Source organism: Collinsella aerofaciens (genome assembly GCF_040926185.1).
GTDB lineage: Bacteria > Actinomycetota > Coriobacteriia > Coriobacteriales > Coriobacteriaceae > Collinsella > Collinsella aerofaciens_BC.
On sequence record NZ_JBCOIQ010000029.1, the window covers coordinates 1 to 17,678 of the forward strand.

Here is a 17,678-nt window from a genome sequence, read left to right on the forward strand (position 1 = left end):
GCTGCGACGCGGAAATCGCGCGCCGTTGCCGCGCCCCGCAGTGCCCGCTTCCCCCGAGAACAATTATCAGTGCAGGTAGATGCCTTGCGCTTTTTGCGAAAAGCCAGCGTGGTTGGAATTCCTCAATTCATCGTAGTAAACCGGCATAGTTTCGTATTTCCAGCAGTTCCAAATTCGTCAATACGTCGGCGTTTGCGAAAAAAGCCCGACCTCCGTGGGAGATCGGGCTTATAGGGCTCAGTTAAACCAAACCTACACGGTCAAATGACCCGCAGATTACATCTGCTCGGGCGCGGAAACGCCAACGAGGGTAAGCACCAGGGCGAGCGTCACGCGGACAGCGTCGCAAGCTGCCAGACGGGCGCGCGAAAGCTCGGGGTCGACGGGACGGCCCTCGCTCGGCAGAACCTGGCAGGCAGCGTAGAAGCTGTGGAAGTCGCCGGCGAGCTCCTCGGCAAAGTGGGTCAGACGGAACGGGGCGCGATCGCGAGCGCAGCTGGCGATCAGGTCGGTGAGCTCATTGAGCTTGCGCGAAAGGGCGAGCTCGGTCGGGTCGGTCAGCAGCGAGTAATCGACGTTCTCACCGATGGCCTTGGCGGCAACGGCCTTCATACCCATCTCGTCGGCCTGCTCGGCGGTAACGTCGGCGGCACGGCGCAGGATGGAGCACACGCGGGCGTGAGCATACTGCACGTAATAGACCGGGTTGGAGTTGTCGCGCTTCTTAACGGCCTCAATGTCGAAGTCGACCATCTGGTTGGAGCTCTTGGAGATGAGCGTGTAGCGAGCGGCATCGGAGCCGACCTCGTCGACGAGCTCCTGCAGGGTCACCATGGTGCCCTTGCGCTTGGACATACGGACGGGCTTGCCGTTACGCAGCAGGTTGACGAGCTGGCCCAGCAGAACCTCAAACTTGCCGGGATAGCCAAGGGCGTCGCAGACGCAGCGGACGCGCTCGATGTAACCGTGGTGGTCGGCGCCCCAGATGTCGATGACGTGATCGACGCGCTGGAACTTATCCCAGTGATAGGCGACGTCGGAGGCGAAGTAGGTGTACTCGCCGTCGGACTTGATCAGGACGCGGTCCTTGTCGTCGCCCAGATCGGTGGAGCGGAACCACAGGGCGCCGTCCTTGGTGTAGAGGTAGCCCATCTTGTCGAGCTTCTCAAAAGCGCGGTCGACGGCGGAGGTGCCGGCGGTCTCGCCCTCGGTGTCCTTCACGTACAGCGAGCGCTCGGAGTACCAACGATCGAAGTCGCAGTTGACGGCGTGGCAGAGGTCGCGCATGTTATCGACCATCTTTACATAGCCGCGCTCGCGGAAGCTCTCCATACGCTCCTGCGGATCGGCGTCGACCCACTTGTCGCCGTCGGTGCGCCAGAACTCGGCGGCCTCGTCGATAATGTAGTCGCCGCCGTAGGAGTCCTTGCCCAGAGTCTCGGCAAAGTTGTCCTGATACGGATGGGTCTCGGGATGCTCGTCGTTCTCGTCGGCAACGAAGGCGTCACGGTCGGCGATCAGCAGCTTGTGAGCCTCGTCGATATCAACGCCCTGCTTGGCGATGATGTCGGCAAGCTGCATATAGCGTGTGCTGATGGAGTTGCCGAAGGTGTTCATCTGAGAGCCGTGGTCATTGATGTAGAACTCACGCTGGATTTCGTAACCGGCGTGGTCCATGACGCGGCAGAGCGAGTCGCCCAGCGCGGCCCAGCGGCCATGACCGATGTGCATGGGGCCGACGGGATTGGCGGAAACGAACTCGACCTGGGTCTTCAGGCCACCACCGACGTTGGACTTAGCGAAGTCCATGCCCTTCTCGCGAGCCTCGCCAAAGATGGCATTCTTGACGGCAACGGAGAGGTAGAAGTTGATGAAACCGGGGCCTGCGATCTCAACCTTCTCGATCGCGGGATCCTCGGGCATATGGGCAACGATGGCCTCGGCGATCTTGCGCGGGGCGCAGTGAGCCAGCTTGGCGGACTTCAGAGCCATGGTAGAGGTCCACTCGCCATGAGAAGTGTCAGCCGGTCGCTCGATAGCGCAATCGTCAAGTTCAAATGCGGAAAGGTCGCCGGCCTCCTGGGCCGCAGCAAGCGCAGCGCGTACCAGCTCTTCAATCTTCTCGGGCATAGATCCTCCTTGTGTTAAAGCCCCCGAGCTCTTGGTCACTCGTAGGGCAAAAGCCAGAGTTTGTAGCACTCTATCACAAGCGACGGGCACTGTCGCAGGGTAAAGCTAATAGATATTGCATATGCACAAAAATGACTACAGCTTGTATGGAGTCACTCAAAGATGCCGGTCTGCCTGCAGATTATGCAGGCGTTGAAAATGCATAAAGGTGTGAATGAGCTGCGTCTGTTATCGAATACTCTTACCTATCGGAGTTGTGTGCTTTTCCTGCATAAAGTACGGGTTTGCGCACGTCAGCGTGTTATTCTAGACATACGTAAATTCGTATAAGTTGGAGGTAGCATGTTCTCAATCGGTCAACACGTCATTCATCCGGGCCAGGGAGTCTGCACCGTCGTCGGTTTTAGGGACGACACACCGCAGCCCATGCTGCTGCTCGAGACCAAGCAGGGACATGCGCAGACGATCCTCATGTACCCCGTGGCGCAGGCCGACCGTCTGCACGCCGCCATCTCTCAGCAAGATGCCGAGCACCTGCTGAGCCACTATGACGAGCTGGAGTGCGACACCTTTACCGAGCGCAACAGCTCGCTTGAGGAGACACACTTTAAGCAGCAGCTCAAGCTGGGCGCGCCCGAGACGGTCCGCGTGGCAAAGACCATGATGCACCGCATTCGCCAGGCCGAGGAAGCTGATAAAAAACCCAGCTCCTACTACATGCGCGTACTCAAGGAGGCCAAACGCCGCTCCATCGAGGAGTTCGCCGTGGCCCTTGGTGTCACCGAGGAGGCCGCCGAAGCCCGCCTAGCCCAAGCCGCCCTCAACTAACCCATCCGCGCCAAAAACCACCACAAAGGGAACAGGCACCTTTGTGGTGGTTTTCTTGTTCTAGTAGTATTCATTCTTATCGATACCCACGAGCACAAGGAGTCTCTTATGGCAGAGCCGCTTACCGCCGGAATCACCCGCGACCGCGCGTTCGAACTGCTCAATGAGCACAACAAGGACCCGTTCCATATCACCCATGGCGAGACGGTCGAGGGCACCATGCGCTACTTTGCGCGCGAGTTCGACCCCGAAAACGAGGAGTTTTGGGGCATCGTCGGTCTGCTGCACGACCTGGATTGGGAGGAGCATGAGGACGACCCCATGAACCACACCATCTATGCTGCCAAGATTCTTAAGGATGAAGGTGCGTCTCCCGAGCTCATTCGCGCCATCCAGACGCACACGTCGGACTTCAATACCTCGCTGCCCAAACCCGAGCTGCAGATGGAAAAGATACTGTTTGCCTGCGATGAGCTCACCGGCCTGATCGGCGCTGCAGTTATCATGCGCCCGAGCAAGAGCGTTATGGACTTTACGACCAAGTCGCTCAAGAAGAAGTTCAAGGACAAACGCTTTGCCGCCGGCTGCTCGCGCGACGTGATTTCGCAGGGCGCCGAGATGTTGGGCTGGGAGCTCCCCGAGCTCTTTGACCGCACCATCGCGGCCATGCAGTCCTTCGCCCCCGACCGAGATACCTTCCAGGCCTAACCGTCAACGCCACCTAAAACCACCACAAAGGGGACAGGCACCTTTGTGGTGGTTTTTGTTTGCGCGGGCGTTAGGGACGGACCTGGCCGGTGCCGCGGAGCTTGTATTTGTAGGTGGTGAGGGCCTCGGCGGCAAAGGGGCCACGGGCGTGGAGTTTTTGGGTCGAGATGCCGATCTCGGCACCCAGGCCAAACTCGCCGCCGTCAGTGAAGCGAGTGCTGGCGTTGGAGTACACGGCCGAGGCATCGACAGCATCGAGGAAGCGCTCGCAAGCATCCGTATCCTCGGCAACGATGGCCTCGGAGTGCATCGTGCCGTAGCGGTTGATGTGTGCGATGGCCTCGTCCTCGTTTGCCACGACCTTCACGCTCATCTCGAGCGCCAGGTACTCGCGACCCCAGTCCTCCTCAGTCGCGGCGACGTAGTCATCGCCCTCCACAAGCCCGGCGTCGGCGCATGCGGCGCAGGTTGCCTCGTCGCCGTGAATGAGCACGCCGTGGTCATGCAGCACGGTCACGACCGCAGGCAAAAACGCATCGGCCACAGCACGGTCGACCAGCAGCGACTCGGCGGCATTGCACACGCCTACGCGCTGGGTCTTGGCATTAACGATAATGTTGAGCGCCTTATCAAAGTCGGCGGATTCATGCACGTAGATGTGGCAGTTGCCCGTGCCCGTCTCGATCACCGGCACAAGCGACTCGCGCACGCAGCGCTGGATCAGGCCTGCGCCGCCGCGCGGAATGAGTACGTCGACAATACCGCGGAGCTTCATGAGCTCGCCAGTGGCCTCGCGGTCGGTGGACTCGATCATCGACACGGCCTCGCGCGGGAAGCCCTTGGCCTCGAGCGCATCGGCCAGCAGCTCCGCGATCATGGCACACGAGTGATAGGCCAGCGAGCCGCCGCGCAGAATGCAGGCGTTGCCGGTACGGATGCAGATGCCTGCGGCGTCGGCCGTCACGTTGGGGCGCGCCTCGTAGACCATAGCGACCAGGCCCAGCGGCACACTCACACGGGTCAGGTCCACGCCACTTGCAAGCACGCGGTGATCGAGCACGCGGCCCACGGGATCGGGCAGCTCGGCGAGCTTTTCCAGGCCGGCGGCCATGCCCTCGACGCGCTCGGGCGTCAGCAGCAGGCGATCGAGCAGTCCGGCCGAGGTGCCCGCATCGCGCGCGGCGGACATATCGAGCTCGTTGGCGGCGACGATGGAGTCGACACCGTTGCGCAGTGCTGCGGCCATGGCGCGCACGGCCTCCTGGCGCTGCTCATCGCTCGCCGTGGCAAGCGAGGCCGACGCTGCCTTGGCGGCAACGGCAAGATCGTGGACATACGTGGCTATATCGACCGACATGGGCGGCCCTTTCTCCTAGAAGTTTGCAACCATGGTAGCCGATTTGCGCATGGCCTCGCCCGCGGCGGTAGAATTGGTCAACCCGAAACACCGCAACGAACGGAAGACTCACATGGCCCTCATCACTTCGTACCACGTCCCCGGCCTTTACGTCGAGGACCACAGCATCGACGTCCCCCTTGACTGGCGCGGCCTGGAGCCGATGCTCCTGGCCGTCGGCAGCACCATGCGCCGCGGCGCTATGCCGGCACCCATCGCCGGCGCACCCGAGAGCATCAAGCTCTTCTACCGCGTGGTTTGCGCGCCCGACCGCATCAACGACGATCTGCCACTGCTCCTGTTTTTGCAGGGCGGCCCCGGCGGCGAGAGCCCGCGTCCGCTGTCGCCCACAAGCGACGGCTGGATCGAGGAGGCCGTCAAGCACTTCCGCGTGGTCCTTCCCGACCAGCGCGGCACCGGACGCAGTAGCTGCGTGGACGGACGCACGATCAAGGCACTGGGTGATCGCGCAACGGCCACCGGCGCCGATACAGCACGCTCGCAGGCGGATTTCCTCAAGCGCCATCTTGCCAGCTCCATCGTGCGCGATTTTGAGTACCTGCGCCTAGTGGGCTTTGGCGGCAAGCCGTGGGTCACGCTCGGCCAAAGCTACGGCGGCTTTTTGACGCTGAGCTATCTGTCGCTCTTCCCCGAGGGCGTGGCGGCGAGCTTTACCTGCGGCGGCATCCCCCACGTGCCGGCGAGCGCCAGCGAGGTCTACGCGCACACCTTCCCGCGCATGGCCGCCAAGACGCAGCAGTATTACAACCGCTACCCCGCCGACATCGAGCGCGTGGCAGCCCTGGCCGATGCGCTCGAGGCACAGAAGCCCGTGCTGCCCGACGGCTCGCCGATGACGGTCGAGCGCCTACAGCTCATGGGCAGCGACTTTGGCATGAAGCCGAGCTTTGAGCGCATGCATTGGATTATCGACCACGCTTTTGTTGACGGCGACGGCACGCTGAGCTGCGGCTCCTCGGTATCCGACAGCTTTTTGATGCGCGCCTTCGAGCGCACCAACACGCGCACGAATCCGCTGTACTGGACGCTGCAGGAGTTTATCTATGCCGACGGCGATACCCTGCCGATTCGCTGGGCAGCAGCAGAGGAGAAGGCCCATCGTGCCGAGTTCGACACACTCGCGCGCCCGCTCATGTTTACCGGCGAGGCCATGTTCCCGTGGATGTTTGAGCAGATGCCCGAGCTTATGCCCTTTAAGCCCGCCATGGACCTGCTGATGGAAGACACCAGCTGGGACAAGATCTACGACCCGCAGCGCCTGGCCTGCAACGAGGTGCCGCTCCAGGCCTCGGTGTATTTCGACGACATGTACGTCGATTCGGGCCTACAGCTCGATACGCTCAGCCGCGTGGGCAACTCGCATGCCTGGGTGACCAACGAGTTCGAGCACGACGGTCTGCACGGCAGCGTGGTGTTCAAGCACCTCTTCGACGAAGCCCTCAACCGCGGAGACCTGCGCCGAATCTTCTAACAAAGGAGTGTCCCAAAGTGCCGGCACATAAGGAACGTCCCCAAGTGACGGATAAGTGCCGACAACGACAATGCCGCAGGTAGGGGACGGAAAGCGAAAACGCCCCTAAGCGAGTGGCTGTAAATCGTAGGTCGAACAAAAGAAGCGAGCGCCGCCCAGAGCGAACAAGTTGGCATGAAAAAGGCAAGGCATAGACCTGATGGTCATGCCTCACCTTTTGAATGACAAATTGTCGCTCTGGGCGGCGTGCAGCGTCGACCCGTTAGGCGAAGACGATCAAATTATCTCGGTGGATTGCCGGCTTCTCGGCCAGGTCTGCCAGCAGGCGGTTGCTGGCGATCTGGTCCTGGCGGCGACCGGCTGCAAGCTCCAGCACGTCCGAATCGGCCTCGGCGATACCGCGGGCGACGACCATACCGCTCGGATCGCACACATCGAGCACATCACCCTCGGCAAACTGGCCATCGACCTCGCGAATACCCACCGCAAGCAAGGAAGAGCCACGGCTGACCAGCGCCTTCGCGGCGCCGTCATCGACCGTTACCGAACCGTGGGCCTTGTCACCCAACGCGATCCAGAGTTTGCGCGGCGCAATGTCTAGGCGCTCCGCCGGCGGATCGAACAGGGTTCCCACGCTCTCGCCGCGGGCGAGGCGCACGAGCGCATCGGGCTCCTCGCCCGAGCAAATCACGCTCTGAATGCCCGCGGTCATGAGAATGCGGCTCGCGCGAATCTTGGTGATCATGCCGCCCGTGCCCACCGAGGTCGAAGAATCGCCCGCCGAGGCGATAATCTTGGCATCGATCTTATGCACGACCGGGACGAACTCGGCCGTAGGGTCCTCGTGCGGATTGGCGGTATAGAGGCCATCGATGTCCGAGAGCGTCACGCACAGATCGGCAGAAACCAGGCAGCTCACAAGCGCCGCCAGCGTGTCGTTGTCGCCGAACTTGATCTCATCGACGGTAACGGTATCGTTCTCGTTGACGACCGGCACCACGCCAAGCTCCACGAGGCGCAGCAGGGCGTCGCGTGCATGCAGGTAGGACGTGCGGCGGGCCGTATCATGGCGCGTGAGCAGTACGAGCGAGGTGAGCAGGTCGCGCGCATGAAACTCCTCGTCGTAGGCCGACGAGATAATGCACTGGCCGGCCGAAGCGCAGGCCTGCAGGCTCGGCAGGTCGCCGACCGGCTTACGGTCGAAGCCCAGCACGGGATAGCCGCAGGCGATAGCGCCCGAGCTCACCACGACCAAGCGCCAGCCGAGCTTGCGCAGGGCCGCGGCCTGATCGGCCAGGCCACCGATAAACGCACGGTTGACCTTACCGTCGGCACCCACCACCGTGGACGAGCCGATCTTTACCACCATCGTTTTATAAGAAGTCGTCATACGTCAAACCAATCGAATGTTGAGCGAACGGACGAACGGGCAAGCGAGAAAAATGATCCGTTTTCCTCCGTCGCATGCGGATCATTTTGCCCAGGGAAAGGCAGAGGCCGCGGCCATGTTCTTGCGCACGAGTTCGTCGCGCACCTGAGCCAGGCCCTGCTCCATGCCCACCACATAGGTCTGCGGGTACAGGAAGCGCTTGAAAGCTGCGTCCAGATGATCGAGCGCCCAAGCACAGCGCTCGCGCGCGTCCTGGATGCTCTCACGCGAAGCCACCGCACTGCCATCGCGCACGATCGGCACCAGCAGCTCGCGATACTCAAGTTCGGACACGTCGGTCACCAGGGCAGCATCATTCACGGCCACGAGAGTATTGCCGCGCGCGGAGCCCTCCCCCGCCAGATGGTCCTCGTCGTAGATCATGTCGCAGACCGGGCCGCCAAAGCCGTCGTAATAACGGCGCACGCGTTGCACACCCGGGATCGTGCGCTTGTAGGGCTGCTCGGAGAGCTTGACCACCGGCGTCCATGGATCTGCCTCGCTCGCACGGCGGGCGGAAAGCTTGTACACGCCGCCCAGCGCCGGCTGGTCATAGCAGGTCGCAAGCTTGGTACCCACGCCAAAGCTGTCGATGGGCGCGCCCTGGTCGAGCAGCGACTGAATCGTGTACTCATCCAGATCGTTGGAAACCGAGATCCCCACATAGGGCAGGCCCTCGGCATCAAAACGACCGCGAACATACTTGGAGAGCTTGGCGAGGTCGCCGGAGTCAATGCGAATGGCCGACAGGCGCTCGCCCACCGCCTCCATCTCCTTGGCAACCGTAATGGCATGTTCGCAGCCCTCGCGCACGTCATAGGTGTCGATGAGCAGCGTGCAGTTCTTGGGGCTCGACTTGGCAAAGGCACGGAAGGCCTCGAGCTCGGAATCGAAGCTCATCACCCAGCTGTGAGCATGCGTGCCAAAGACGGGAATACCGTAGCGGCGGCCGGCGAGCACATTGGACGTAGAGGAGCAGCCGGCAACGTAGCTCGCGCGCGCAACGGCCAGGCCGCCATCGGGACCCTGGGCTCGGCGCAGGCCAAACTCCGCCACGGGGCGACCGTCGGCGGCGAGCACCACGCGCGCCGTCTTGGTGGCGACAAGCGTCTGGAACCCGACGATGTTGAGCAGCGCCGTCTCGAGCAGCTGGCACTCCAGCGCGGGGCCGGTGACGCGTACCATGGGCTCGCGCGGAAAGACGAGCTCGCCCTCGGGCACGGCGTCGATGTTTACATGCGCACGAAAAACGCGCAGGTAGTCGAGGAATCCAGGCTTGAACATCGCGCCGCCGGCAGGGGCCTGGAGCGAGGCGAGGTAGTCGATGTCCTCGGGCGTAAAGCGCAGATTCTCGACCAGCTCGGGCAGCTCGGCGGTGCCGCACATGACGGCATAGGCGCTGCCAAAAGGATGGTCGCGGTAAAACGCGGTAAAACAACCCTGCTCATTGGCCTTGCCGCTCTCCCACAGGCCCTGGGCCATAGTGAGCTCGTACAGATCGGTGAGCATTGCGATGTCGGTGGGATGAGAGATGTCGGTCAAAGCCATGGGGCGACCTTTCGGATGTGTGGTGCAGAATTTGAGGGTTGGACGAGAGCAGAGCATGCGGACGTGACGCCCGATGCAAATCGGTTAGAACAGGCCCATGCTGGTCAGGATCGTGTAGCCCATAAAGATGACAAACGCGATGAGGGCAAGGACAATGATGATTTTTTGAGCCGGCGCCATGCCAGGGATCTCGTTCTCGCCCGTAGGCTCCTTGGAGGTAACCATGCGCTGGGCAAAGGTCATCTCGTCACGGCTCGGCTTGGGCTCGACGGACTTGGGACGAGCGGCCTTTTTAGGCTGAGGTTTGGGCGCGGCAGGTGCAGGCTTCGCGGCAGCGGGCTTGGGCGCGGGCGCGGGCGCCGGCGCGGATGCGACGTTCGCGGCGACCTCCTCGGCCTTCGCACGCTCGGCACGCAGGGCGGCCAGCTCCTCACGCTCGCGACGGGCCTCTTCCCGAGCCTCGCGGCGGGCCTTCTCGGCGCGGAGCTCTTCCAACTCAGCGCGCTCCTCGTCGGACAATGGTTGGGACTCAAGCTCGGCCATGGTACAGCCCTTTCTTTTAAAAAAAGCCGCCGACACAATGTCAGCGGCTTATCAAATCCAAGGGTGGAGACGAAGGGAGTCGAACCCTCGGCCTCTGCCATGCGACGGCAGCGCTCTCCCAACTGAGCTACGTCCCCAGGACAAGTCGATATTTTACCTACGGCTCGCCAACTGTCAACGCCCAATAACCAGTCTTTTTGGGGCGCGGCTATTTTGACAACTTTTCGAGCAGGCGATCCTCTCGATGATTTTTTAATCCCCGTCCCAGAAAAATCATCGACGAACGCACTACTTTGCGCTGGTAAGAACACCGGTGGTGTCGAAGGCCGGGGTGAAGCTCTCGTCTACCGCGCCGCCCTCTTGCCAAAACATCGTCGTAAAGCCCAGGTCGTCGGCATGGTCGAGCACCTGCTCGTACTCCTCGCGCGTCACGGCGCGTGCCAGGTCGCCGCCTTGTTCGCGCATAAGCGCATTGGGCGTGTACTGGTTCATGACCGAGATCGGCACGTCGCCCACCGTCTGCCACACCAGGTCCAGCACGCGGCATGAATCGTCTGCATGTCCCGGCAGTACCAGATGGCGCACAATGATGCCGCGCTTCATGAGCCCGTCCTCGTCCACCAGCTCTCCCCCGCGGCGCTCGATCTCGCACGCCATCTGAGCCAGGCCTGACACAGCCACACGTGGGTAGTCCTTTATATGAGAGAGTGACTGCGCAAGCCCGGCATCGGCATATTTAAAGTCGGTGAGCCACACATCGACCAGGTCGCCCAGCGCCGCCACGGCACTCGCACGCTCGTAACCACTCGTGTTGTAGACGATCGGGATGACCAGCCCGCGCATCCGTGCCGCGGCAATCGCGGCAGGCAACAGGTGCGCATAGTGCGTCGCCGTCACCAAATTGATGTTGTTGGCACCCTGGTCCTGCAGTTCCAGCATAATCTCGACCAGGCGCTCAAGCGAAATCTCAAGGCCAAAATTGCCGGTCGAGATCTCGTGGTTCTGGCAGTAGATGCATTTGAGCGAGCAGCCGCTAAAGAAAATCGTGCCCGAACCGGCCTCGCCCGAGATAGGCGGCTCCTCCCACATATGAAGCGCCGCGCGGGCCACCCTGAGCGTGTCGTTAGCACCGCATACACCGCGCGCGCCCTCATCGCGTGCCGCACCGCAACGGCGCGGACACAAATGGCAGGCGGGCGAAAAAAGTTCGGTCAACGACGTCGGCATAAAAACATGCTCCAAAACAACGATTCAGCAGCTCAAACATAAAGGGCCAGACCGCGTAGACGGCTCCGTCCCTAAGGCGCCGTAATCGTCCGACACGATTTTTGTAATGTCAAGACTGGAATCGATAAAGTGCCGCTTTATGATGTAGGTATTCCGCCCCCCGCGGAGCAACTGGGTGAACCGTCGCGTTTATTTAGGGAGCCCACACAGTCGTACCTAGTACAGGTATCCTTCGTTGTTAAGGACGCTGGAACAGTCGATGAGGGCACCCACCTGTTTTAGGTGGGTTCATTTTCGTAACGTGGGGGGTGGTTTTCTTTTGCCGAAAATCACCATACAGTCCATATGGATCCCCGCCGGCATCCCGACAAGCCATCGACAACATTCCAATATCTGGTATGCGCGTGATAATCGCACGGTGCAAACCTCCGCACCCCCCTCGGTCGAGTATCATGGGACAGCTATGCCATTTCCGCGTAGCAACCTTTGACCTTTTCCTTCGACGCTTGGCGGTTTTTAGATTCATGGCTTCATCCCCGAGCTACATACCGTACCTATGCGTGGCAGCGGCGGCCTTTATCACGACCTTCCTCGCGGTGCCCCTGGTCAAGCGCTTGGCAATTAAGCTCGATGCCGTCGACTATCCTTCTAAGCGCCGCATCAACACCAGGCCCATCCCACGTTTGGGCGGAGCGGCGGTGTTTTTGGGCCTGGTCGTTGCTTGCATTGTGCAAATCCTAGGCACCTGGCACCTAGGCTGGCCGCCCGTTTTGGTGCCGCACCCGCGCCTTCACATTAGCTATCCCATGCTGGCGCTCTCCTTTACCGTCATCTTTGCGACCGGCGCTATCGACGACGTCTTCCAGCTCAAGCCCAAGCAAAAGCTGGCCGGACAGGTCCTCGCCGCGCTTATCGCCTGTATCGGCGGCCTAAAAATCGGCGTCATCGTCAACCCGTTTGCCCCCGGCGAGATCATGCTCGGATGGCTCGCCTACCCCATCACCGTGATCTATCTGGTGGCATTCACCAACATCATTAACCTCATCGACGGCCTCGACGGCTTGGCCACGGGCATCTGCGGCATCGCGTCGTTCACCATGTTTTCGATGGCCGTGCTCTCGGGCCGCATCGACGCCGCCGCGCTCTCTATTGCGCTCTTTGGCGCCTGTCTGGCCTTTTTGCACTACAACTTCAACCCCGCAAGCATCTTCTTGGGCGACTCGGGGTCGCTGCTTCTGGGCTTTGCGCTGGGCTCCATCTCGCTGCTCAACGTGAGCCGCACCGCCGCACTCACCTCGCTTATCATCCCGCTCATCGTTGCCGGCGTGCCCATCATCGACACGTTTAGCGCCATTGTGCGCCGCAAGCGCGCCCACATTAGCATCGGACAGGCCGACAAGGGCCACATCCACCACCGCCTGATCCAAGAAGGCTACAACCAAAAACAGGCCGTGCTGCTCATCTATGCCTGGTGCATCATGCTTTCGGCCGGCGCCGCCGCGATTAACCAGGTCGAGGTGCCCATGCGCGTGCTCATCTTTACCGTGCTCGCCATTGGCTCGGCGGCCTTTGCCAAGCATCTACATCTGTTTGAGCCCGTGCTGCGCCACCATTACAACAAGCGCACGCACGAGGACGAGCTCGTCACCCCCGACGACCCCGCCTTTAAGCAGGAGGAGCAGGCAGCCGAGGAGCGCAAAGAAGAGCGCCACCACAAGCTCTAGGGCAAGCTGCCGAGGATGTGCCAAGGCACCGTTGGCCAAGCGCGGCCGCGCCGCGCCCATCGCACAAGCCACCCCTCTCCCGCCCCTCGCGTACTTACGCCCCGCCCCTCCAATAAACGCGTTATCATCTTGACCCATGAACATACGTTAGGAGCAATCATGCCAAACGAGAACAGCTACGAAGTCGCGCTGCAAAAGAGCAACGCCATTCGCGAGGGCTTGGCCAATACGCCCGAGAAGTTCACCATGCTCACCGGTGATCGCCCCACCGGCCGTCTGCACCTGGGCCACTACTTCGGCACCCTCAAGGGCCGCGTTGAGCTGCAGAACATGGGCGCCAAGACCAACGTGCTCATCGCCGACTACCAGGTCATCACCGACCGCGACACGACCGAGCACATCCAAGACAACGTGTACAACATGGTCATGGACTACCTTGCCTGCGGTATCGATCCCGACAAGACCATGATCTACGCGCACTCCGCCGTGCCCGCCGCCAACCAGCTCATGCTGCCGTTCCTGTCGCTGGTGTCCGAGGCCGAGCTGGCGCGCAACCCCACCGTCAAGGCCGAGATGGAGGCCTCGGGCCATGAGCTTACCGGCCTTCTGCTCACATACCCGGTGCATCAAGCCTGCGACATCCTGTTCTGCAAGGGCAACGTGGTGCCCGTCGGTCGTGACCAGCTGCCGCACATCGAGCTCACCCGCACCATCGCCCGCCGCTTTAACAACCGCTACGGCAAGGTGTTCCCCGAGGTCGACGCGCTGCTGTCCGAGACCCCGCTGCTGCCGGGCCTGGACGGTCGCAAGATGAGCAAGAGCTACGGCAACGCCATCAACATCTCGATGACCGCCGAGGAGACGGCCAAACGCATCAAGAAGAGCCAGACCGACTCCGAGCGCATGATCACGTTCGACCCCGAAAACCGCCCCGGCGTGTCCGGCCTGCTTTCGACAGCCGCCATCTGCACCGGTCGCTCCGAGGTCGAGATTGCCGAGGAGATCGGCATGGGCGGCTCCGGCCAGCTCAAGAAGTACGTGACCGAGGCCGTCAACGAGTACTTCGCACCGATCCGCGAGCGTCGCCAGCGCTACGAGAACGATCTGGACTATGTGAAGGACGTCCTGCACGAGGGCAACCGTCGCGCCAACGAGATCGCCGATCAGACCCTGGCAGAGGTTCAGGACGCCATGGGCATGGTGTACTAGACCGATCTGCTGGCTTGAGCTTTCGATTGCTTTAGGGCGGGCGCTACGGCGTCCGCCTTTTTTGGAGCCGGACCGCTTCGGCTCCGTCCATCGCACCCCCTCGACAAACAGGAACAGGCCCGCCGGCAGTTAGCTGCCAGCGGGCCTGTTCCCGAAGTACACCGTTGAATCGCACAGAGGGGAGGGATGCGAATCAAACTCAACAGGGCAGGCTTTTTCATCGCCTATTGCCTGCTGCGTTGCTGAAACCAATATAGTTCACCGTGGTTTACTTTCTGACGGCAAAGTACGCCGCCACACCTTCTCCATAAGTTAGCTCTGGTAAACCTACAGCGTAAAACCACCACAAAGGGGACAGGCGCCTTTGTGGTGGTTTTCGCCACGGCAGAACCGCTAGAGCCCGGCAGGCCAGCGACAGGCGGCCAAGTCGACGTGCATGTCGTCCTTAAACGCCACACCTTCCCCTAGCAAAAGCTCACGTTGAGCATCGGGACCGCCAAAAGCGAAGCCCTCGCATATGTGCCCGTCGGCAAACACCACGCGGTGACAGGGAATCTCGCCGGGGCGCGGATTACTATGCAGGGCATACCCCACGTACCGCGCACTTCGTGGAAGACCGGCAAGCAGCGCCACCTGGCCATACGTGGCGACCATCCCCTCGGGGATCTGCTCGACCACCTCGTACACCCGTTCAAAAAAGCCCTCAGACGCCATTGCTCGCTCCCTTCCACCCGGAAAAGCATAAACCACCACAAAGGTGCCTGTCCCCTTTGTGGTGGTTTATGGCAGGTCGGTTAGTTGGCGGGCTGGAAGAAGGCTACGGCGACGGCGCCGGGGCCTACGTGGGTGCCGATGGTGGCGCCGATGGTGTGAACGGGCAACTCGCCCTCGGTGTGGCCAGCCCACAGTGCCGCGCTGTCCTCGACATACTTCTTGAGCACCGCATCCGAAAGGCCCGTATAGCCCAGCGCCAGCGGCATGGAAAAGTCGATGCCGCCTGACTTTTCGACCTTTTGGTTGAGCAGGTTGCGGCCGTTCTTGGAACCGCGCGCCTTGCCCAACTGCACGATAAGGCCGTCCTCGACAGCCACCACGGGCTTCACGTTGAGCAGCGTGCCCACGGCGCCGGCCGCAGCAGATAGACGACCGCCGCGAACCAGGTACTCCAGCGTCTCGAGCAGGCCGATGACGACCACGCGGTCACGGACGGCCTCGACGGCCGCCGCGACCTGGGCCGCACTACGGCCCTCGTCCACCAGGCGCAGGGCATACTCGACCAGGACACGCTCACCCAGAGTGACGTTGTTGCTATCCACCACGTACACGTCGCCGCCCGGCGCCTCGGCAAGTGCGGTACGGGCACTCTGATTGGTGCCCGAAAGCTTAGCGCCCACGGTAATAATCACAGCCTCATCGCCGGCATCACGCGCCTCGGCAATAGCCTGCGAAAACGCGTACGGGTTGACCTGGCCGGTCTTGGGCAGCTCATCGCGCTCCACGAGCATCTCGTAAAAGCGCTGGTGATCGATGTCGACGCCATCCATGTACACATCGGTGCCAAAGGTGACGGACAGCGGCAGAACACGCAGAGCGGGGTGCTCAGCCGGCGACATATCGCTCGCGGAATCGGTAATAATACGAATGGACATAGCGAATCCTTTCTTTCGCGGACCTCTCGCGGGGAATTTTGACAGCAATGCCCCGGCACGGCATACGCACTCAAACGGGACTATGCAGTTGTTAATTGGAAGCAAATGCCTTGGCGGCCTTAGATCTCGCGCAGGGTGTTGAGAATCGTGCGCAGCGACGCATACATCTGCTCGCGCTGCTCCACACCCATAGCCTTACCGGTGGTATCGAGCACCTCGCGAATGATGCGGTCCGCCTCGCTCATGCTCTCGCCGCCCAGAGCGGTCAGGCGCACCGGAGCACGATACTTAACGGCGGCATCGCCCGAATCATCGACCTCGACGTAGCCACCCTCCTCCAGATGCGCCAGCGTACGCGAGACGGCGGCGCGGGTCACGCCTGCCATGCGAGCCAGGTCGGCGCCAGTCAGGCCGTCCTTGCTGCGCTCAAGATAGTACAGGCACATAACGTCGGAGCCCTTGAGACCCAGCCTTGCGCCCTCAGACGTCTTAATGCGCTGGATCTCCTTGTAGAGTCCGCTGATCAGTCCGACAAAGTCCTCGAAACGTGTCTCGTCGCTCTGCTGCATGGGAGACGACCGCCTTTCGCTTGCATAATGCTAACGGGTAAACATCTTAGTCGCATAAGGCGACACCCGTACCCAAATACCCCATTTGTTAACCCATCAACATAAAAACCACCACAAAGGGGACAGGCACCTTTGTGGTGGTTTGGGGCATCAATAGGTTCTAGGCGCCGCTACAGTTCCACGCAAGGATTGCCGCGGGTCACAAGCGTCTTAATGACAACCGTCGCTCCCAGATAGCGCTCAAGCAGCTCGGCTAAGCGATCGATCGCAGCCTGGCAATCCCCCATCCGCTCGGGCTCCACGCACTCAATCGCCAGGAACGCATCGGCCGAATCATCGGACAGCGCCGTGCGAACGCCGTCGCGCCAGTTCCAGCAGCGGCACACAGCGCCCGCATCGTCGATGTAGGCGAGCTCGCCGGGCAGCGTCGGATCGTCCGCCTCCTCGCCAAGCGGCAAGAACGCATCGCCACCGTCGGTCACCTTCAGGCGAAGGTCCCCCTCGATCGCATGCAGATCCTCGCCTCCCACGGGCAGCGCGTAGGTCAGCGACACCGTGTTGTTAATATCCACCGCGGGCGTAATGTGGCCCACCGGCTTGCCTTTGAGCACGCGTTTGAGCAAGTTCTCGATCGAGCAGCGCGCGCCTTTCTTGGTCTTGAACAGACGATAGGCCTCGCGCCATGCCTTGACCGGTGCGTTCTCGCTGATAGTGTCGCTGGTCAGATGACGCTCCGCATCGATATTGGCGCGGTCGAGCAACGCCGCAATCGCATCCACGTCCTCTTGAGGAATCTGAGCCGTGGGCTTCATGCCCTCCACGACCACAACACCGACCGCTGCCTGCGGAAACAGCTCCCAGAATGAATCCTCGGCAATAAAGCTCTTCATACGCTCTCCCTTCATTGTGCGCGCCCGAGTGAGGGCGCCTAAACAAAAAGCGCCCTTACAACGGCCACCTTCAAAGTCCTACGGTGCCGTCACAAGAACGCTTGCGCTGTCCCCATCCGGAGAAGGGAACGATATGTCAGGCGTATTGTAACCCGAGTCATCCACACGAGCAAAACCACCACAAAGGTGCCTGTCCCCTTTGTGGTGGCCTTGATTATCGACTTCATCCGAACACCTCCCACATTCATCCGCACATGTACGGATGAATGTGGGAACCCGATACCCTGAGGGCCGGACCGGCCGGCCCCGGAAGATCGGAGGACGGCATGTCCGGAA

The 17,678-nt window shown here is 61.4% G+C and carries 15 protein-coding genes and 1 tRNA gene; 5 read left to right on the plus strand and 11 right to left on the minus strand.

Annotated features, from left to right (window positions below):
- Positions 1 to 276: 276 nt before the first annotated feature.
- A complete protein-coding gene (gene argS, locus AB5750_RS09410; protein ID WP_117800437.1) occupies positions 277 to 2,130 on the minus strand; it encodes an arginine--tRNA ligase in 1,854 nt (617 codons plus the stop codon).
- Between the two features lie 342 nt (positions 2,131 to 2,472).
- Here argS and AB5750_RS09415 point away from each other — a divergent pair, with 342 nt between their 5' ends.
- Complete coding sequence (locus tag AB5750_RS09415; RefSeq protein ID WP_006235480.1) at positions 2,473 to 2,958, plus strand: CarD family transcriptional regulator; 486 nt, start codon at positions 2,473 to 2,475, stop codon at positions 2,956 to 2,958.
- Positions 2,959 to 3,066: 108 nt separating this feature from the next.
- Positions 3,067 to 3,666 (plus strand): HD domain-containing protein, encoded by a 600-nt coding sequence (locus AB5750_RS09420; RefSeq protein ID WP_117798752.1) that lies wholly within the window; start codon positions 3,067 to 3,069, stop codon positions 3,664 to 3,666.
- A gap of 70 nt (positions 3,667 to 3,736) precedes the next feature.
- Here AB5750_RS09420 and AB5750_RS09425 read toward each other — a convergent pair whose 3' ends face one another.
- Positions 3,737 to 5,023, minus strand: coding sequence for a glutamate-5-semialdehyde dehydrogenase (locus AB5750_RS09425; protein ID WP_196025425.1), 1,287 nt, complete (start codon positions 5,021 to 5,023; stop codon positions 3,737 to 3,739).
- A gap of 112 nt (positions 5,024 to 5,135) precedes the next feature.
- On the opposite strand from AB5750_RS09425, the gene AB5750_RS09430 reads away from it, so the two are divergent.
- On the plus strand, positions 5,136 to 6,554 hold the full coding sequence (locus AB5750_RS09430) for an alpha/beta fold hydrolase (protein WP_368146215.1): 1,419 nt from the start codon (positions 5,136 to 5,138) through the stop codon (positions 6,552 to 6,554).
- A 262-nt stretch (positions 6,555 to 6,816) separates the two neighbouring features.
- Here the strand turns inward: AB5750_RS09430 and proB are convergent, their stop codons facing one another.
- The 5 genes from proB to AB5750_RS09455 form a co-directional block, all read right to left on the minus strand.
- Positions 6,817 to 7,944, minus strand: a complete 1,128-nt coding sequence (gene proB / locus AB5750_RS09435; RefSeq protein WP_117766921.1) for a glutamate 5-kinase — start codon at positions 7,942 to 7,944, stop codon at positions 6,817 to 6,819.
- Positions 7,945 to 8,025: 81 nt separating this feature from the next.
- The gene (locus AB5750_RS09440; protein ID WP_368146213.1) at positions 8,026 to 9,531 is read right to left on the minus strand and encodes a nicotinate phosphoribosyltransferase; all 1,506 of its coding nucleotides are present in this window, start codon (positions 9,529 to 9,531) and stop codon (positions 8,026 to 8,028) included.
- An 84-nt stretch (positions 9,532 to 9,615) separates the two neighbouring features.
- A complete protein-coding gene (locus tag AB5750_RS09445) occupies positions 9,616 to 10,074 on the minus strand; it encodes a hypothetical protein (RefSeq protein ID WP_368146211.1) in 459 nt (152 codons plus the stop codon).
- A 64-nt stretch (positions 10,075 to 10,138) separates the two neighbouring features.
- A tRNA-Ala gene (locus AB5750_RS09450) sits at positions 10,139 to 10,211 on the minus strand.
- Positions 10,212 to 10,362: 151 nt separating this feature from the next.
- Positions 10,363 to 11,301, minus strand: a complete 939-nt coding sequence (locus AB5750_RS09455) for a radical SAM protein (RefSeq protein ID WP_368146210.1) — start codon at positions 11,299 to 11,301, stop codon at positions 10,363 to 10,365.
- Positions 11,302 to 11,825: 524 nt separating this feature from the next.
- On the opposite strand from AB5750_RS09455, the gene AB5750_RS09460 reads away from it, so the two are divergent.
- Positions 11,826 to 13,025, plus strand: coding sequence for an MraY family glycosyltransferase (locus AB5750_RS09460; RefSeq protein ID WP_270225509.1), 1,200 nt, complete (start codon positions 11,826 to 11,828; stop codon positions 13,023 to 13,025).
- Between the two features lie 159 nt (positions 13,026 to 13,184).
- Positions 13,185 to 14,234, plus strand: a complete 1,050-nt coding sequence (gene trpS, locus AB5750_RS09465) for a tryptophan--tRNA ligase (protein WP_368146207.1) — start codon at positions 13,185 to 13,187, stop codon at positions 14,232 to 14,234.
- Between the two features lie 393 nt (positions 14,235 to 14,627).
- Here trpS and AB5750_RS09470 read toward each other — a convergent pair whose 3' ends face one another.
- The 4 genes from AB5750_RS09470 to AB5750_RS09485 form a co-directional block, all read right to left on the minus strand.
- Entirely contained in the window at positions 14,628 to 14,948 is a 321-nt protein-coding gene (locus tag AB5750_RS09470) for an MGMT family protein (protein ID WP_368146205.1), read from the minus strand.
- 80 nt (positions 14,949 to 15,028) lie between these two features.
- The gene (locus tag AB5750_RS09475) at positions 15,029 to 15,883 is read right to left on the minus strand and encodes a DegV family protein (RefSeq protein WP_368146204.1); all 855 of its coding nucleotides are present in this window, start codon (positions 15,881 to 15,883) and stop codon (positions 15,029 to 15,031) included.
- Positions 15,884 to 16,002: 119 nt separating this feature from the next.
- Positions 16,003 to 16,452, minus strand: coding sequence for a MarR family winged helix-turn-helix transcriptional regulator (locus AB5750_RS09480; RefSeq protein ID WP_117820503.1), 450 nt, complete (start codon positions 16,450 to 16,452; stop codon positions 16,003 to 16,005).
- Positions 16,453 to 16,622: 170 nt separating this feature from the next.
- Positions 16,623 to 17,342: a B3/B4 domain-containing protein gene (locus AB5750_RS09485; RefSeq protein ID WP_368146202.1), complete on the minus strand. Its 720-nt coding sequence runs from the start codon at positions 17,340 to 17,342 to the stop codon at positions 16,623 to 16,625.
- Between the last annotated feature and the right edge of the window lie 336 nt (positions 17,343 to 17,678).

Excerpts from the sequence above, each read along its gene's own strand:
- AB5750_RS09420 (WP_117798752.1), top strand. The coding sequence starts at position 3,067 with ATGGCAGAGCCGCTTACCGCCGGAATCACCCGCGACCGCGCGTTCGAA.
- AB5750_RS09475 (WP_368146204.1), bottom strand. The coding sequence starts at position 15,883 with ATGTCCATTCGTATTATTACCGATTCCGCGAGCGATATGTCGCCGGCT.
- AB5750_RS09415 (WP_006235480.1), top strand. The coding sequence starts at position 2,473 with ATGTTCTCAATCGGTCAACACGTCATTCATCCGGGCCAGGGAGTCTGC.
- trpS (WP_368146207.1), top strand. The coding sequence starts at position 13,185 with ATGCCAAACGAGAACAGCTACGAAGTCGCGCTGCAAAAGAGCAACGCC.
- AB5750_RS09460 (WP_270225509.1), top strand. The coding sequence starts at position 11,826 with ATGGCTTCATCCCCGAGCTACATACCGTACCTATGCGTGGCAGCGGCG.
- AB5750_RS09425 (WP_196025425.1), bottom strand. The coding sequence starts at position 5,023 with ATGTCGGTCGATATAGCCACGTATGTCCACGATCTTGCCGTTGCCGCC.
- proB (WP_117766921.1), bottom strand. The coding sequence starts at position 7,944 with ATGACGACTTCTTATAAAACGATGGTGGTAAAGATCGGCTCGTCCACG.
- argS (WP_117800437.1), bottom strand. The coding sequence starts at position 2,130 with ATGCCCGAGAAGATTGAAGAGCTGGTACGCGCTGCGCTTGCTGCGGCC.
- AB5750_RS09485 (WP_368146202.1), bottom strand. The coding sequence starts at position 17,342 with ATGAAGAGCTTTATTGCCGAGGATTCATTCTGGGAGCTGTTTCCGCAG.
- AB5750_RS09455 (WP_368146210.1), bottom strand. The coding sequence starts at position 11,301 with ATGCCGACGTCGTTGACCGAACTTTTTTCGCCCGCCTGCCATTTGTGT.
- AB5750_RS09440 (WP_368146213.1), bottom strand. The coding sequence starts at position 9,531 with ATGGCTTTGACCGACATCTCTCATCCCACCGACATCGCAATGCTCACC.
- AB5750_RS09470 (WP_368146205.1), bottom strand. The coding sequence starts at position 14,948 with ATGGCGTCTGAGGGCTTTTTTGAACGGGTGTACGAGGTGGTCGAGCAG.
- AB5750_RS09430 (WP_368146215.1), top strand. The coding sequence starts at position 5,136 with ATGGCCCTCATCACTTCGTACCACGTCCCCGGCCTTTACGTCGAGGAC.
- AB5750_RS09445 (WP_368146211.1), bottom strand. The coding sequence starts at position 10,074 with ATGGCCGAGCTTGAGTCCCAACCATTGTCCGACGAGGAGCGCGCTGAG.
- AB5750_RS09480 (WP_117820503.1), bottom strand. The coding sequence starts at position 16,452 with ATGCAGCAGAGCGACGAGACACGTTTCGAGGACTTTGTCGGACTGATC.